The sequence below is a fragment of the Lelliottia sp. WB101 genome (genome assembly GCF_003051885.1).
In the GTDB taxonomy this organism is placed as follows: domain Bacteria; phylum Pseudomonadota; class Gammaproteobacteria; order Enterobacterales; family Enterobacteriaceae; genus Enterobacter; species Enterobacter nimipressuralis.
This window is the reverse complement of sequence record NZ_CP028520.1, coordinates 2,930,301-2,945,303: the sequence shown is the minus strand read 5'-3', so window position 1 is coordinate 2,945,303 and position 15,003 is coordinate 2,930,301. Positions and strand designations below refer to the sequence as shown.

Below are 15,003 nucleotides of genomic sequence, written 5' to 3'. Positions count from 1 at the left end.
GATCCTTTTTTGTCATTTACGCCATTTCACCTGAAGCCTACAGTGACTCCAGACACCACAGTTAAGGAGCGCATCATGGTTAAGGTCGGTATTAATGGTTTCGGCAGAATCGGTCGCAATTTCTTACGCGCCGCCCTCGGTAACCCGGAGATTCAGATCGTGGCGATTAACGATCTGACGGACAGTAAAACCCTCGCCCATCTGCTGAAATACGATTCCCTGTTAGGGACGCTGCCGGTATCCGTTGAGGCTGCCGATAATCATCTACAGGTGGATGGCAAACAGATTAGGGTCTTCAGCGAGCGCGACCCGGCCGCTATTCCGTGGCGTAATGTCGAAGTGGACGTGGTGATTGAAGCGACCGGCTTCTTCACTGACCGCGAGAAAGCGGCGGTGCATATTGAGAGCGGCGGCGCAAAACGCGTCATCATCTCCGCCCCGGGTAAAAACGACGATTTGACCGTTGTGATGGGCGTGAACGATCGGCTGTACGATCCGGCTCAGCACTTTGTGGTGAGCAACGGCAGCTGCACCACGAACGGTCTGGCACCCGCCGCGCAGGTGCTGCATCAGCACTTCGGCATCGAACATGGCCTGATGAACACCACTCACGCCTACACCAACAGCCAGGCACTGCACGACCAGCCGGAGAAAGATCTGCGCGGCGCGCGGGCGGCGGCCCTGTCGATTGTCCCCTACTCCAGCGGCGCGGCGAAGGCGCTGGGGAAAGTGATTCCTGAGCTGGACGGACGTCTGACCGGGTATTCCCTGCGCGTTCCGGTGCCGGTGGTGTCGATTGTCGATTTGACCGTCACCCTGAGCCGGGAGGTAACGGTGGATGAGGTCAACGCCGCGTTTCGTGAAGCGGCCTCTGCCGGGCCATTGCAGGGCATTCTGGGCTACAGCGACGAGCCATTAGTATCGAGTGATTATCAGGGCGATCCGCGCTCATCGATTATCGACGGGCTTTCTACGCTGGTCATCGGCGGCAATATGGTGAAGATCCTCGCCTGGTATGACAACGAGTGGGGCTTCTCGAACCGCCTGGTCGATTTGGCGCTGCTGATGGATCGCAAAGGGGTGTAAAACCGCGTCGGGTGGCGACATCGCCGCCACCCGGCTTTTAACCGTTATTCCGCTTTGACACGAACGCCCATCAAGACAATCACCATCGCGCTCACCAGCAGCAAGCCGCTTCCGGCGAATACCCCGCTGGCACCGTTGAGATCAAACACCGCCCCGCCGCCTGCCGCACCTGCACCAATCGCAAACTGAATCGACGCCACCAGCAAGCCACCCGCACTTTCGGCTTCGTCCGGCACCGTGGTCGCAAGCCAGGTCGACCAGCCCACCGGCACCAGGCCAAAGGCAAAGCCCCACAGCGCCACCAGCAGGCCGTCGAGCATCGCCAGATGGCCGTATGCCACCATGATCAGCGCCAGAACGCCCATTGCAAACGGCACCAGCGCCAGCGTCAGACGTAAATTGCGCGCCAGCAGATGCCCGGCAATCGAGGTGCCGACGAAATTGGCGAGGCCAAAGCCCAGCAGGATCAGCGAAATGCTCTCGACGCTCGCCTGCCCGACGGTTTCAAGGAACGGGCGCAGGTAGGTAAAGAAGGCAAAGTGACCGCTAAAAATCAGCACCGTGGCTAATAGCCCGCCGATCATGCCAGGGCGGCGCAGCACGCGCAGCAACGTCCCGAGACTGCCACTGCTCTCCGGTTTCATTGACGGGAGCACCCACAGCTGCCAGAGCAGCGCCAGCATGCTCGGCAGAATGCAGAGGATAAAGACGTTACGCCAGCCGATCAGACTGCCCAGGTAGCTGCCGAGCGGCGCGGCGACCACGGTTGCTATCGACACGCTGGAGAAGATCACCGCCAGCGCTTTCGGCACCTTATCGGCCGGAACCAGCCGCATCGCCGTGGCCGTGGACATTGCCCAGAAGCCGCCGATAGCGATGCCTAATAGCAGGCGTCCCATCAGCAGTACCTGCAAATTCGGCGCAAAGGCCACCAGCAGGCTGGAGATAATTTGCAGCACAGAGAAAAACATCAGCACCCAGCGGCGGTCGATGCTTTTGGTGGCGGGCGTAATCAGCAGCCCGGTCACCAGCGCGACCAGCGCCGTTGCGGTCACCGCCTGCCCGGCCATCCCTTCGCTGACGCCGAGACTGGCAGCCATCGGCGTTAACAAACTGGCCGGTAAAAACTCCGCCGTAATCAGGCCAAACACCCCCAGTCCCAGTGAATAGACCGCTCGCCAGGCGGGTTTTGCGGGCGCTATGGCCTCGCTCGCCGCGATAGTTGAATTCATCTGTTGCTCTCCCGTTAGAAAAATGTGACAACCGTCGCAAAAGCATAGAGCGTTCCCCCTGGACGATCTATGACATATAATCTTCACTTATTGATAATTCGTCCGGAGTTGTGCCCATGACCGTTCAGTCGCCCGATTTAATCAGTGAGCTTTTACGTGGAATGCGTCTCTCCGGCGTGAAATACCGCCGCATCGAGGCCAGCGCCCCTTTTGGCGTGGCGTTCACCCAGGCCCCCGGCAAAGCGCAGTTTCATTTCGTCAGCCACGGTTCAGCGGTGCTGCGCATGGAGAGCGGCGCGGTGTTTACCCTGAGCAGCGGCGATGCGCTGTTTATTCCTAACGGCAATGCCCACGCCCTGCTGTCGGATGAAAATGCCACGGTCACCCCGGTGTCGGCGTTTCCCAGCGAGCCGATTTGCAACTCCGTGTGCGCCATCACCTGCGAGCCGTGCCCGGAAAGTGAAAACGTGGTGATATTCAGCGGATGTATGGATTTTGAGCTGGGCGGGATGCAGCCTCTGATCAAAGCGATGCCGGAAGTGATGATGGTGAGCCGTCTGATGTCGACCTGGCCGGAGATCCACCCGCTGCTGGCGGCGATGGAGCGGGAATCCATGACCCGGCAGGTCGGTTTCGCCGGGATTCTGGCGCGTCTCGCCGATGTGGTGGCCGCCCTCATCGTGCGCGGCTGGGTGGAAGCGGGCTGCGGGAAAGCTACGGGCTGGGTGCAGGTACTGCGCGACCCACGTCTGAGCCGTGCGATTTATGCCATGCACCAGCAGCCGGGCGTCAACTGGAGCGTGGCGGAGCTGGCAAAAGAGGCCGGCACCTCGCGTTCGGTCTTTGCCGAGCGGTTTTTATCCGCCACCGGCACCACGCCTGCCAAATATTTGAGTGAACTCAGGATGCGCCTCGCCATTCAGTACATTCGGCATGAACATCAGGCGATTGAAACCGTGGCGTTGCGGCTGGGATATGGATCGCTCGCGGCCTTTAGCCGGGCGTTTAAACGCATCGTCGGCCATGCGCCGGGAACCCTGCGGGAAACCAGTCAGACCCCCGAAGAGGTCTGACTGGCGAGGCATCAGAAGTAGTATTTGAAGCGAACGCGGCCGCCGTAGCGATCGTCGTTGTTATCAGCGCCCTTATTCGGATGCGCTTCCACCCAGGAGGCGTACGCCCCGAGATAGATATTAAAGTTCTTCATATTCATCACGTTCGGGATGAGATACGACGCGTGAAGGGTATGAATATCGTAATCCCCTGGATCGGTTATCCAGCAGTCGTTATCGCAGTTATCGTACACATTCGCGGAGTTAAATTTATCCACTTCGTTGTGGGCGTAAATGTAGCCCAGCTCGATGTTGTGCCACAGGGCGTTAGTCCCCGCGGTAAAGTCGGTTTCATCCGTGGCATCCATATAAGCGGTATTGAGGTTCACCACAACGCCGTCTTGCGGATCGGTTTGCTGCCCATTCCAGGTCATCGTGAAACCGTAACCGGTGCGATCGGACTGATCGACCCACTGCCCTGACGCATCGCGATAGCCGTAGGCGTTGTTGACGAGGTTACTCTCCATCGCCACTGCCGTTGAGAAGCGTCCGCTCTGCCAGGCGATGACCGGGCGGATATAGGCCACATTTTTGTCGTTATCGAGATTGATGCCGTGATACTGCTTGTCGACGAACAGCGTGCTGCCGTCTTCCAGCAACGTGTTGACCTCGAAATACCAGTTATCCAGGGTTTTGCTCATCAGGAAGTTGCCACCGCTGTCGCTACGTCCCCGGCCCTCTTTCATCATATAGATATAGCCGTAGCCGTCGCTGTAGAGATCGTTGGCCGTATTCCCGGAATATTCGATAAAGGTATCCTGATTGAGCGGGAACATATCGTAGGCTTCAAAACGTCCGACTTTGATCTTCCAGTTATTCTCATTGCCGAAGAAGAATACGGCATCATCGAGATTCATTTTGCCGGTGAGATCTGCCAGCGGCTGCACTGAGAATCCGGCAAAATTACCGTCATCCATTCGACGATAACCGTCAAAGCCTAACAGCAGACGCCCGTTAATATCCCAGCGTTCATTATTTCCCGATGCCCAGTCTTTATTCGCACTGGTTTTTATTGACGTTAATGCACCGCTCCTGCTGGCCGCATCCATGTTAAATTCGACGTCGCCGTAAAATTTAATATCGCCGTAGCCAGAAAGCGTCAGTTTCGGTAATGCCGACGCGGTGACCGGCTCGGCTGATTCCACCGTCACGGTCGGCTCTGTTTTGGCGACGACCGTCTGCTGTTGCTGTAATTGCTCAATTTGCGCTTCGGCCTTCTCCGCCCGGCTTTCAGCCTTTTCCAGACGTGCTTCCAGCTGTGCAAGTTTCTCTTCCAGAGTGGGCGCGCGGTGCGCAGCATATCCTCCCGCCGAGCAAATTACGCTGACGGCTAACACAATCAACTTTATTCTCATGGATTCCTTCCTGATGAATTACTGCGGCCAATAAACAGCGATATTTCGCCTAATTGTGACCGACGGTTCCATTACGTTTTTTCATCCGTTAATTATGTTTTTTAATTTATGTGATCGCTAAGAAGCGTTTCTTCATAAAAACGGCAATAAATAATGCACGCGATCACATTTGTAATTAGTGAGAGCCTTAATTCATTCAGACTTATTCAATCACATCACCTATTAAGAATTTAAAAACAATAAACAGCAGATATATATTAACGCTTTATTACTGATTATTTCTGTGTGGGTAAAGAGTCTGGTTTTGCGAAAAATGGGATATTCGACACGCGAAAACGGCCATATTCGTCTAAGGTTTTCAGGTGATTGACGGCAGCGGCGACGCTGCTCGCGAGAATAAAAAGGAGAAAAACCGATGACGAGAACTGAAATGCGCCGTCCTGCACGCCTGCCGCTGGCGCTGCGTGTGGCACTGGGGGGCGCGATGCTGAGCGTCGCCGCACTGAGCTTCGCTGATGAGTTACCTTCCACACAAAAACAGTCGCCGGATATTCTGCTCGGTCCCCTGTTCAGTGATGTGCAAACCGCTAAGCTGTTCCCCGATCAAAAAACCTTCGCCGACGCGGTGCCGAAAAGCGATCCCCTGATGATTCTGGCGGATTACCGTATGCAGCATCTGCAACGCGGATTTGACCTGCGCCATTTCGTCGAGATGAATTTTACCCTTCCCGCTGAAGGCGAAAAATACGTTCCGCCTGCCGGACAGAGCCTGCGCGAGCATATTGATGGCCTGTGGCCAGTGCTGACGCGCACCACCGATAAAGCCGATAAGTGGGATTCGCTGCTGCCGTTGCCGAAACCTTATGTGGTGCCGGGTGGCCGCTTCCGCGAAGTCTATTACTGGGACAGCTATTTCACCATGCTGGGGCTGGCCGAGAGCGATCACTGGGACAAAATCAGCGATATGGTGGCCAATTTCGGCTATGAGATCGACACCTGGGGCCATATTCCCAACGGCAACCGCAGCTACTATCTGAGCCGTTCGCAGCCGCCGTTTTTCTCCCTGATGGTCGAACTGCTCGCCACGCACGATAAAGAGGCGCTGAAAACCTATCTGCCGCAGATGGAAAAAGAGTACACCTACTGGATGGAGGGCGTGGAGACGTTGCAGCCGGGTCAGGCCAACAAGCGGGTGGTGAAACTGGATGACGGCGCAATTCTGAACCGCTACTGGGACGATCGCGACACGCCGCGCCCGGAGTCCTGGCTGGATGACGTGACCACCGCCAAAAACAACCCGAACCGTCCGGCAACGGAAATCTACCGTGACCTGCGCTCCGCTGCCGCCTCCGGCTGGGACTTTAGCTCCCGCTGGATGGACGATCCGCAAAAGCTTGGCACTATTCGTACCACCAGCATTGTGCCGATAGATTTGAACGCCCTGCTGTTCAAAATGGAAAAATTGCTCGCCAAAGCCAGCCAGGAATCGGGTGATACCGAGCGCGCAAACCGCTATGAAACCCTGGCCAACACGCGGCAAAAAGCGATCGAGAGCCATCTGTGGAACGACAAAGAGGGCTGGTACGCCGATTACGATCTGAAGAGCAAAAAGGTACGTAATCAGCTGACTGCCGCCGCCCTGTTCCCGCTGTATGTCAACGCCGCCTCCAAAGAGCGGGCCGATAAAGTGGCGAATGCCACCGCGTCACGCCTGTTGAAACCGGGTGGCGTGACTACCACCACCATCAACAGCGGCCAGCAGTGGGACGCGCCAAACGGATGGGCACCCTTGCAGTGGGTGGCGGCCGAAGGGCTGCAAAACTACGGTCATAAGAAAGTGGCGATGGATGTCACCTGGCGCTTCCTAACGAACGTGCAGCATACCTACGACCGCGAGCAGAAGCTGGTGGAGAAATATGATGTGTCGACCACCGGCACCGGCGGAGGCGGCGGTGAGTATCCGTTGCAGGACGGTTTCGGCTGGACCAACGGCGTGACGCTGAAAATGCTCGATTTAGTCTGTCCGAAAGAGAAACCGTGCGACAGCCTGCCGGCGACTCAGCCTGCGGCGAACGATGATGTGGCGCCTGTGCAGAAGAGTGCCGCGCAGTAGGATTGTGCGGCTGGTGCTCTCACCCTCTCACGCAAGAGAGGTTGAGACATCAGAGGAAAATCAGAAGCTGTAGCTCGCTCCCACCTGAACCGTGCGATCGCGGCCAATCCAGCAGTTTGTCGCGTCGTAGCAGGTAAACGTCTCTTTGTTGGTGATGTTCTGCGCGCTGGCTTTCAGGGTTAGCCCGGCCAGCGACGGCAGAACTTCACCCATCTGGTAAGAGGCGGCGAGATCGTACTGCGTCGTGCCGCCCAGTTTACCCTGATCGTTGGTCGGCGCGATCTCCATTGGCCCGGTGTAGCGCGCGCCTGCGCCGAGGTTCAGCCCTTTCAGCGGCGTGCTGTCGAAAGTGTAATCTCCCCACAGGTTAAAGGCATTTTCTGGCACCTGCGTCGGGCGTTTCCCCTGGTATTTGTCATCTTCCGTGTTGATCGCGTGGGTGTAGGCGTAATTGGCGATCAGCGTCAGGTTATCCGTCGGACGACTGACGGCAGACAATTCCGCCCCTTTCGATTCCACTTCACCGGTCTGACGATAGTTCAGGAAGCCCGGATCGGTCGTGACCACATTTTTCTGGCGAATGTTAAACACCGACGCGGTAAAGGTGGTCGCATACTCTTCCAGCAGGTATTTCACCCCGCCTTCCACCTGTTTGCTGGTGGTTGGCTTGACGTCTTTAGCGGTCAGCGTGCCCTGCGGTGAAACGGGCGCAAAGCCTTCGGAGTAGCTGATAAACGGCGAGATACCGTTTTCAAAGGCGTACAACGCCCCCAGACGTTTAGTGACGCGATCCTGCGATACCCAGGCTTTATCACCGTTTTGCAGATAGTCGGTGGTGACGGAGCGATAGTCATCGTAGCGCAGGCTGCCGAGCAGATTCAGCCCGCCGAATTCGATCTGATCCTGCAGGTAGTACCCGTTTTGCTGATAGCTCAGGCGATTTTTCTGCGCGGTGTAGAGACCGAGGGAACCGTCGTTGACCTGCGTGTAGTCCGGGTTACGCATATCGATACCCGGCGTATTTGCCGCATAGCGATAGTGGAAGTGGGAATTGAGCTTCTGGTAGTCGAAGCCTGCCAGCAAATGGTGCTTCCAGTCGCCCAGTTCCAGCGTTTTGGTGACCTGGTTGTCCATGTTGAAACTCTGCAGGTCTTCGTCGGTGGTGTAAGCAAAGCGATTCAGCTCATACACGTTTGCGCCTGGCCCTGTGGAGTAGATACTGCGCTGGTGCGTATCCACGTCGAAGTAGCGCGCTTTCTGACTGAAGCCCCAGCCGCTATCAAACTGGTGTTCAAAGCTGTAGCCCAGCATCCACTGGCGCTGTTTGAAACCGCTCCATTCGTCGCCTGCATAATCGCTGCGATCGGCATATTTGGAACGCAGATACGCAAGCGGAAGCGGGTTAGACGGCGTCAGGCTCGGGCTGTTTTGCGCGAGCGCATCAAGGGTCAGACGCGTTTTGCTGTCTGGCTGCCAGGTCACGGACGGCGCCACCAGGTAGTTTTCCGTGCGCGTGGTGTGCGGCTGATCGTCGCCTTCCGTCGCTTTGCCCAGCAGACGATAGTCCCAGTCGCTGTCGGCAATCTGTCCGGTGGAATCGAGATAGCCCTCTTTCAGATTGCGCGTTCCGGTGTTAAAGCCCACTTCCGTTTGCGCGGTTTTTTGCGGTTTTTTGCCCTGAATATTGACCAGCCCGCCTGGCGAGCCGCCGCCGTACAGCACAGAGGCGGGGCCTTTGAGGATGTCCACACTCTCGATCAGCAGCGGATCGATGCGCGCTTTGGTGTTCCCGGTGACATTGTAGGGCAGCTGCAGACCGTTGTAATACTCCTGCTCGACGGTGAACCCGCGGATCTTATATTCACTCATATAGGAGGTATTGCCGCGCACTTCCGTCGACACGCCCGGCGCATAGCGCAGGATTTCGTTGACCGAATTCGCGTGACGCTGTTCGATCTCCGTGGCGGAAATGGTGTTGATGACCTGCGGGGTTTTACTCTCGGCAACGGCTGATTTGGTGGCACTGTTCGTCCACTCAGGAAGCTGGCTGCCCTGTTCCGATCCGGTCACGAGAATGGTGGATTCTTCCGCAAACGCGCAAGTCTGCAACGCCAGTGTGACCGCGCCTGCCAACGCACATACTGCAAAACGCGAGGTGTTCATAGTGTCGTCTTATTATTAGATGATATAAAGAACGACAATTATTCTCATTTCGATTAACAAAGCAATATGCGGCCAAAAAAAACGGCCCTCAGGGAGAGCCGTTTGCGTTATTAGTGGTTTATGTGCGTCTGAGCAGTCTGAAAATGGCAAGGACGACGATGGCACCGACCACCGCCACCAGGAAGCTGTGCAGGTTAAATCCGCTGACGCTGCCGCCGACGCCAAACATGGTCGCCAGCCAGCCGCCGACAACCGCACCGATAACCCCCAGCACGCAGGTCAGAATGAAGCCGCCACCATCACGCCCCGGCATAATGAATTTTGCGATCACGCCGGCGATAAGACCAAAAACAATCCAGGCGATAATACCCATAGCGATGCCCTCTTGCAGATGAAATGCATGCGCTGAAAATGTTTCGCGCAAGTGACTTAAGTATAGGTCACTGCGCTAAAACCGTTTTTTCTCACCGACTTAATTCCCTCTCATTTTGAAAAAAAAATCACCGGTTTGTATTAAGTTCTGACGCCCATTGCCGATACTTCAGGGACAGTCCGTCAGACAACCGAGGAGCCATTCGGCGTGAGTAATTACAGTGAGCAGTTCCTGAAGCAAAATCCGCTGGCTGTATTAGGGGTATTACGCGACCTGCACAAGGGCGAAGTGCCGGTGCGCATCAGCTGGGCGTCGAACCAGTTTATCAGTAAGATTCTGGAAGCCACTCCGGAGCGTCTGGTCATCGACCTCGGTAGCCAGGAGTATGAAAACCGGGCGGTACTGCGCGCAAAAAATCTTTCTGTGATGGCGGAAACCAAAGGGGCAAAGGTTGAGTTTGTCCTGCCTCATGTGGAACAAGGTGATTATCTCAATCTGCCCGCTTTTATCACCCCGCTGCCGGAGAGCCTGTGGTTTGTCCAGCGTCGGGAATATTTTCGGATTAACGCCCCGCTGCACCCCTCCTATTTTTGTAAGGCCAGAATGCCGGACAAAAAAGAGATTCGCTTTCGCCTGTTCGACCTGTCGCTCGGCGGGATGGGCGCACTGATGGACACACCCCGACCGGACGGACTGGTGGAAGGGATGCGTTTTTCACAAATCGAACTGGATATGGGCGGCTGGGGACGTTTTTACTTTGATGCGCAGCTGATTGCCATCAGCGAACGCAAAGTGGTGGACAGCAAAAATGAGACCATAACCACACCACGACTCAGTTTTCGCTTTCTGAATGTCGGGCCTGGGGCCGAAAGGGAGCTTCAACGTATTATCTTCTCGTTAGAGCGAGAAGCGCGAGAACGTGCGAATAAGGTTCTCTGAAGGCGCCGGACAGCATCTCGCTGCCCGGCCAGGGCATTACATGGCGTCCATCGCTTTCTGAACTTTCCAGATGTAGCGTGGAGCCTGTGGTGCCGGATGGTTGTTCACCACATGCTCAAAGAATTCGTCTTTGTCCATGCCGTTAATTTCATTGATGGCCTTTTTGCGATCCGACGAGAAGGTTCGCAGCAGCGCCCCCGCCCCGTTCACATACGACACCACCAGCGCATACTGCATCACTTCGGGATCTTCGATGCCTTTCAGCACACCGTGCTCCAGAATGCTCAGATACGCGGTACCCATGGAGATATTACGCTCCGGGTTTTTCAGCTCGCTGGTGGACGGCTGCCCGCTCCAGCCCATGTAGCGATAGACTTCACGCCCGGCGGTGGAGGCTTTCAATTGCATTAAGCCCACTGCATTTGATTTGCTGACCAGCGTCGGGTTGCCGCCGGACTCGACTGCAATAATGGCCGTCACCAGTCGCGGACTGACGCCCCACGCTTTCCCGGCCTTTTCGCTGATCGGCATCCACTGCATGGCACGTTTGACAGGGACTTCCGGGTTCCACGGCGGATTTTGATAATCCTGTTTTGAACTACAGCCCGCCAGCAATACAATCAAAAAAGCAAACCATCTCAATTTCACGTCATCTATCCTTATAGCCGATCATCGCGGTTACGCATCCGCCCCTTGAAGCAGACCGCATACAGGCGGCATGATATAGGCATTTAGTTTCTCATTCAGCAAGGATTTGCCATGTCTCAGTTTCATCTTGTTGCCCCGTCCGGCTACTGCATTAATCAGGACGCCGCCCGGCTTGGCGTAACGCGTTTAGAGGCATCCGGCCATCGGGTGGATAATCAGACGATCATCCCCCGCCGTCTGCAGCGTTTTGCCGGGACTGAGCAGCAAAGAGTGGCTGATATCAACGACCTGGTCACCCTCGAAGGCGAAAACCAGATTATTCTGGCGGTGCGCGGCGGGTATGGCGCGAGCCGTTTGCTGGAGACCATCGACTGGGCCGGGCTTGCCCGACGCCAGCAGCAGGACCCGCTGCTGATCTGCGGTCACAGCGATTTCACCGTGATTCAGCTCGGCCTGCTGGCCCTGCATAACGTCATCACCTTTAGCGGGCCGATGTTGGCGGGGAACTTCGGCGCACCGGAGTTGAACCGTTTTACCGAGGAGCATTTCTGGCGCGCCTTGAAAAATCCGACGTACAGCGTGGAGTGGAAGGGCAACGGCCCGCAGTGTGAGTGCGAAGGCCAGCTGTGGGGCGGCAATCTGGCGATGCTGGTGTCGCTAATCGGCACGCCGTGGCTGCCGCGAATTGAGAACGGCATTCTGGTGCTGGAGGATATCAACGAGCATCCGTTCCGCGTCGAGCGCATGCTGTTGCAGCTGATGCACGCCGGTATTCTCGGGCGTCAGCGCGCGGTTGTGTTAGGCAGCTTCAGCGGTGCAACGCCGAACGATTACGATGCGGGTTATACGCTGGAAACCATGATCGATTACCTGCGCTCGCGCCTCGACATTCCGGTGATCGACGGGCTGGCGTTTGGCCATGAGCAGCAAACCGTCACCCTGCCGCTGGGCGCTCAGGCGACGCTTTGGCACTCGCAGGCGGGCAGCCGGTTAACCCTGCGCGGTCATCCTGTCTTAAAGGCATAAAAAAGCGGTTTAACCACCTCAATAAAACGCTGTTTTTGTCGTTAATATGATAGGGTTTTATTATCAGCAACAACATTGAGGTGGGAGTAAGACAACATTGGATGCCGCAGCGATAATCAGTCTTTTCATTCTGGGTTCCGTATTAGTAACCTGCAGTATTTTATTAAGTTCATTTTCATCGCGTCTCGGCATACCTATCCTTGTTATCTTCCTGGCCATCGGCATGCTCGCGGGCATCGATGGCGTCGGCGGGATTCCATTCGATAATTATCCTTTCGCCTACATGGTGAGTAACCTCGCGCTGGCAGTGATTTTGCTGGACGGCGGGATGCGCACCCAGGCCAGTTCGTTTCGCGTCGCCTTAGGCCCGGCCCTGTCGCTGGCAACCGTCGGCGTGCTGATCACCTCCGGCCTGACCGGTATGATGGCCGCCTGGCTGTTTCATCTGAATATCATGGAAGGATTGCTGATTGGCGCGATTGTCGGCTCGACGGATGCGGCGGCGGTGTTCTCCCTCCTCGGCGGCAAAGGGCTGAACGAGCGTGTCGGCTCGACGCTGGAGATTGAATCCGGCAGCAACGACCCGATGGCGGTGTTCCTGACCATCACCCTGATTGAGATGATCCAGCAGCACGAATCCGGCCTGAGCTGGATGTTTGCCTGGCATATTCTCCAGCAGTTTGGCCTCGGGATTATCATTGGCCTTTCCGGCGGCTATCTGTTGCAGCAGATGATTAACCGCATCTCCCTGCCCGCCGGGCTGTACCCTTTGCTGGCGCTTAGCGGCGGTATTCTGATTTTCGCCCTGACCACGGCGATGGACGGCAGTGGTATTCTCGCCGTTTATCTCTGCGGCTTCCTGCTGGGAAATCGCCCGATTCGCAACCGCCACGCCATTTTGCAGAACTTCGACGGACTGGCCTGGCTGGCGCAAATCGGCATGTTCCTGGTGCTGGGGCTGCTGGTGACGCCGTCCGATCTGCTGCCGATTGCCATTCCGGCGCTGCTCCTCTCGGCGTGGATGATCTTCTTCGCCCGTCCGCTGTCGGTGTTTGCCGGCCTGCTGCCGTTCCGTGGGTTTAACCTGCGCGAGCGTATTTTTATCAGCTGGGTGGGCCTGCGCGGGGCGGTGCCGATCATTCTGGCGGTCTTCCCGATGATGGCGGGGCTGGATAATTCACGGCTGTTCTTCAATGTCGCGTTCTTCGTGGTGCTGGTGTCGCTGCTGTTCCAGGGTACGTCCCTCGGCTGGGCGGCGAAAAAGGCCAAAGTGGTGGTGCCACCGGTTGGCCTGCCCGTTTCGCGCGTGGGGCTGGATATTCATCCGGAAAACCCGTGGGAGCAGTTTGTCTACCAGCTGAGCGCCGATAAATGGTGCGTGGGCGCGTCGCTGCGCGACCTGCATATGCCGACGGAAACGCGGATTGCCGCGCTGTTTCGCGATAACGCTCTGCTGCACCCGACGGGCAGCACTCGCCTGCGCGAGGGCGATATTCTGTGCGTCATTGGTCGTGAGACCGATTTGCCTGCCCTCGGGAAGCTGTTCAGCCAGTCACCGCCCGTGGCGCTGGATCAGCGGTTCTTCGGTGATTTTATTCTGGAAGCGAACGCCAAATTTGCCGACGTAGCGCTGATTTATGGCCTCGACGAGGGGCTGAAGTATCGCGATAAACAGCAGACGCTGGGTGAGATTGTGCAGCAGCTGCTGGGTGCCGCGCCGGTCGTAGGCGACCAGGTGGAGTTTGCCGGGATGATCTGGACGGTGGCCGAGAAAGAGGATAACGCGGTGCGCAAGGTGGGCGTGCGTCCGATGGAGGACGAGGGGGCAGAATGATGTTTTGCCGGGTGGCAGCAATGCCACCCGGTATTTTAACGTTACACTGTCACTATTGGCACTCTCGGGGCCAGTGCAGTTAACATTTCATAGCCTACCGTTCCCGCTGCCGACGCCACGTCATCGACTTTCACCTCGTTCCCCCACAGCTCTACGGGCGAACCGATGCCTGCCTGCGGGCATGGGGTTAAGTCCACCGCCATCATATCCATTGAAATGGTGCCAACGGTACCGGTACGCACGCCATCGACCCACACCGGCGTGCCGGTTGGCGCAAGACGTGGATAACCGTCAGCATAACCGCCTGCCACGATACCAATACGCTGTTCGCCTGAGGCACGATAGCGGCTGCCATAGCCCACCGTATCGCCCGCTTTCAGCGTTTGAATGCCGATGATTTCACTGCGCAGGGACATAACCGGTTTCAGCCCGCTGTTGGCGATGTCCTGCCACTGACCGGACGGTGACGCGCCGTAGAGAATAATGCCTGGACGTACCCAGTCGTAATGGGCTTCCGGGTGCCAGAGCGTGGCGGCGGAGTTCGACAGCGAACGGGCGCACTCCAGCCCTTCTGCCGCCTGATTGATACGCACCATCGCCTCGGCAATGCCGTCCGGTTTTTCGGCATCGGCAAAGTGCGCCATCAGCGTCATCTCGCCGACATTTTTCAGGGCGCGCAGCTGCTGCCACATCGTGTGCACGCGCTCGGGCTGGAAGCCTAAGCGGTTCATACCGCTGTTGACCTTGAGATAGATATCCAGCGGTGCATGCAGTTTTGCGTTTTGCAGCGCTTTGATTTGCCAGTTGCTGTGGACGCTGGTGGTGAGTCGGTACTTGTCCAAAAGCGGCAGTTCGTCGGCGTGGAAGAAGCCTTCGAGCAGCAGAATCGGCCCTTTCCAGCCGCGTTCGCGCAGCAGGATCGCCTCTTCCAGATTCAACAGCGCAAAACCATCGGTGGCGCTCAGCGCGCTCCAGATGGACTCAATTCCGTGGCCGTAGCCGTTGGCTTTCACCACCGACCATACGCGAGAGCCCGGCGCAGCACGGCGGACAATCTGCAGGTTATTTTTTAACGCCTGCAGATCCAGCTGAGCCAGAATAGGACGGGACATGACAGCTCCT

Annotated in this window: 12 protein-coding genes; 6 read left to right on the top strand and 6 right to left on the bottom strand. The window is 56.9% G+C overall.

The genetic code is table 11. The features are described from left to right. The first annotated feature begins 75 nt into the window (after positions 1 to 75). Entirely contained in the window at positions 76 to 1,086 is a 1,011-nt protein-coding gene (gene gap / locus DAI21_RS14125) for a type I glyceraldehyde-3-phosphate dehydrogenase (RefSeq protein ID WP_107703389.1), read from the top strand. A 44-nt stretch (positions 1,087 to 1,130) separates the two neighbouring features. Here gap and DAI21_RS14120 read toward each other — a convergent pair whose 3' ends face one another. Next, a complete protein-coding gene (locus DAI21_RS14120) occupies positions 1,131 to 2,318 on the bottom strand; it encodes an MFS transporter (protein ID WP_100779854.1) in 1,188 nt (395 codons plus the stop codon). A 116-nt stretch (positions 2,319 to 2,434) separates the two neighbouring features. On the opposite strand from DAI21_RS14120, the gene DAI21_RS14115 reads away from it, so the two are divergent. Further along, positions 2,435 to 3,391 (top strand): AraC family transcriptional regulator, encoded by a 957-nt coding sequence (locus DAI21_RS14115; RefSeq protein ID WP_100779853.1) that lies wholly within the window; start codon positions 2,435 to 2,437, stop codon positions 3,389 to 3,391. Positions 3,392 to 3,402: 11 nt separating this feature from the next. On the opposite strand, the gene DAI21_RS14110 is transcribed toward DAI21_RS14115, so the two are convergent. Next, the gene (locus DAI21_RS14110) at positions 3,403 to 4,785 is read right to left on the bottom strand and encodes a carbohydrate porin (RefSeq protein WP_100779852.1); all 1,383 of its coding nucleotides are present in this window, start codon (positions 4,783 to 4,785) and stop codon (positions 3,403 to 3,405) included. Positions 4,786 to 5,200: 415 nt separating this feature from the next. Here DAI21_RS14110 and DAI21_RS14105 point away from each other — a divergent pair, with 415 nt between their 5' ends. Continuing rightward, on the top strand, positions 5,201 to 6,898 hold the full coding sequence (locus DAI21_RS14105; RefSeq protein WP_107703388.1) for an alpha,alpha-trehalase: 1,698 nt from the start codon (positions 5,201 to 5,203) through the stop codon (positions 6,896 to 6,898). Positions 6,899 to 6,958: 60 nt separating this feature from the next. Here DAI21_RS14105 and DAI21_RS14100 read toward each other — a convergent pair whose 3' ends face one another. After that, a complete protein-coding gene (locus DAI21_RS14100) occupies positions 6,959 to 9,061 on the bottom strand; it encodes a TonB-dependent siderophore receptor (RefSeq protein WP_107703387.1) in 2,103 nt (700 codons plus the stop codon). A 118-nt stretch (positions 9,062 to 9,179) separates the two neighbouring features. After that, positions 9,180 to 9,434 carry a GlsB/YeaQ/YmgE family stress response membrane protein gene (locus DAI21_RS14095; protein ID WP_100779849.1) on the bottom strand — a complete coding sequence of 85 codons (255 nt, stop codon included), beginning with the start codon at positions 9,432 to 9,434 and terminating at the stop codon, positions 9,180 to 9,182. Between the two features lie 207 nt (positions 9,435 to 9,641). Here DAI21_RS14095 and DAI21_RS14090 point away from each other — a divergent pair, with 207 nt between their 5' ends. Further along, entirely contained in the window at positions 9,642 to 10,373 is a 732-nt protein-coding gene (locus DAI21_RS14090) for a flagellar brake protein (protein ID WP_100779848.1), read from the top strand. A gap of 36 nt (positions 10,374 to 10,409) precedes the next feature. On the opposite strand, the gene emtA is transcribed toward DAI21_RS14090, so the two are convergent. Continuing rightward, the gene (gene emtA, locus DAI21_RS14085; RefSeq protein ID WP_100779847.1) at positions 10,410 to 11,021 is read right to left on the bottom strand and encodes a membrane-bound lytic murein transglycosylase EmtA; all 612 of its coding nucleotides are present in this window, start codon (positions 11,019 to 11,021) and stop codon (positions 10,410 to 10,412) included. A gap of 111 nt (positions 11,022 to 11,132) precedes the next feature. On the opposite strand from emtA, the gene ldcA reads away from it, so the two are divergent. Together ldcA and DAI21_RS14075 are read left to right on the top strand one after the other, a co-directional pair. Next, positions 11,133 to 12,047, top strand: coding sequence for a muramoyltetrapeptide carboxypeptidase (ldcA, locus tag DAI21_RS14080; RefSeq protein ID WP_107703386.1), 915 nt, complete (start codon positions 11,133 to 11,135; stop codon positions 12,045 to 12,047). Positions 12,048 to 12,144: 97 nt separating this feature from the next. Further along, entirely contained in the window at positions 12,145 to 13,881 is a 1,737-nt protein-coding gene (locus DAI21_RS14075; RefSeq protein ID WP_107703385.1) for a potassium/proton antiporter, read from the top strand. A gap of 41 nt (positions 13,882 to 13,922) precedes the next feature. Here DAI21_RS14075 and dadX read toward each other — a convergent pair whose 3' ends face one another. Beyond that, the gene (dadX, locus tag DAI21_RS14070; RefSeq protein ID WP_107703384.1) at positions 13,923 to 14,993 is read right to left on the bottom strand and encodes a catabolic alanine racemase DadX; all 1,071 of its coding nucleotides are present in this window, start codon (positions 14,991 to 14,993) and stop codon (positions 13,923 to 13,925) included. Positions 14,994 to 15,003: the final 10 nt, after the last annotated feature.

Coding starts and splice junctions, on each gene's coding strand:
- DAI21_RS14105 (WP_107703388.1), top strand. CDS start 5,201: ATGACGAGAACTGAAATGCGCCGTCCTGCACGCCTGCCGCTGGCGCTG.
- DAI21_RS14100 (WP_107703387.1), bottom strand. CDS start 9,061: ATGAACACCTCGCGTTTTGCAGTATGTGCGTTGGCAGGCGCGGTCACA.
- DAI21_RS14095 (WP_100779849.1), bottom strand. CDS start 9,434: ATGGGTATTATCGCCTGGATTGTTTTTGGTCTTATCGCCGGCGTGATC.
- dadX (WP_107703384.1), bottom strand. CDS start 14,993: ATGTCCCGTCCTATTCTGGCTCAGCTGGATCTGCAGGCGTTAAAAAAT.
- gap (WP_107703389.1), top strand. CDS start 76: ATGGTTAAGGTCGGTATTAATGGTTTCGGCAGAATCGGTCGCAATTTC.
- ldcA (WP_107703386.1), top strand. CDS start 11,133: ATGTCTCAGTTTCATCTTGTTGCCCCGTCCGGCTACTGCATTAATCAG.
- DAI21_RS14120 (WP_100779854.1), bottom strand. CDS start 2,318: ATGAATTCAACTATCGCGGCGAGCGAGGCCATAGCGCCCGCAAAACCC.
- DAI21_RS14110 (WP_100779852.1), bottom strand. CDS start 4,785: ATGAGAATAAAGTTGATTGTGTTAGCCGTCAGCGTAATTTGCTCGGCG.
- DAI21_RS14115 (WP_100779853.1), top strand. CDS start 2,435: ATGACCGTTCAGTCGCCCGATTTAATCAGTGAGCTTTTACGTGGAATG.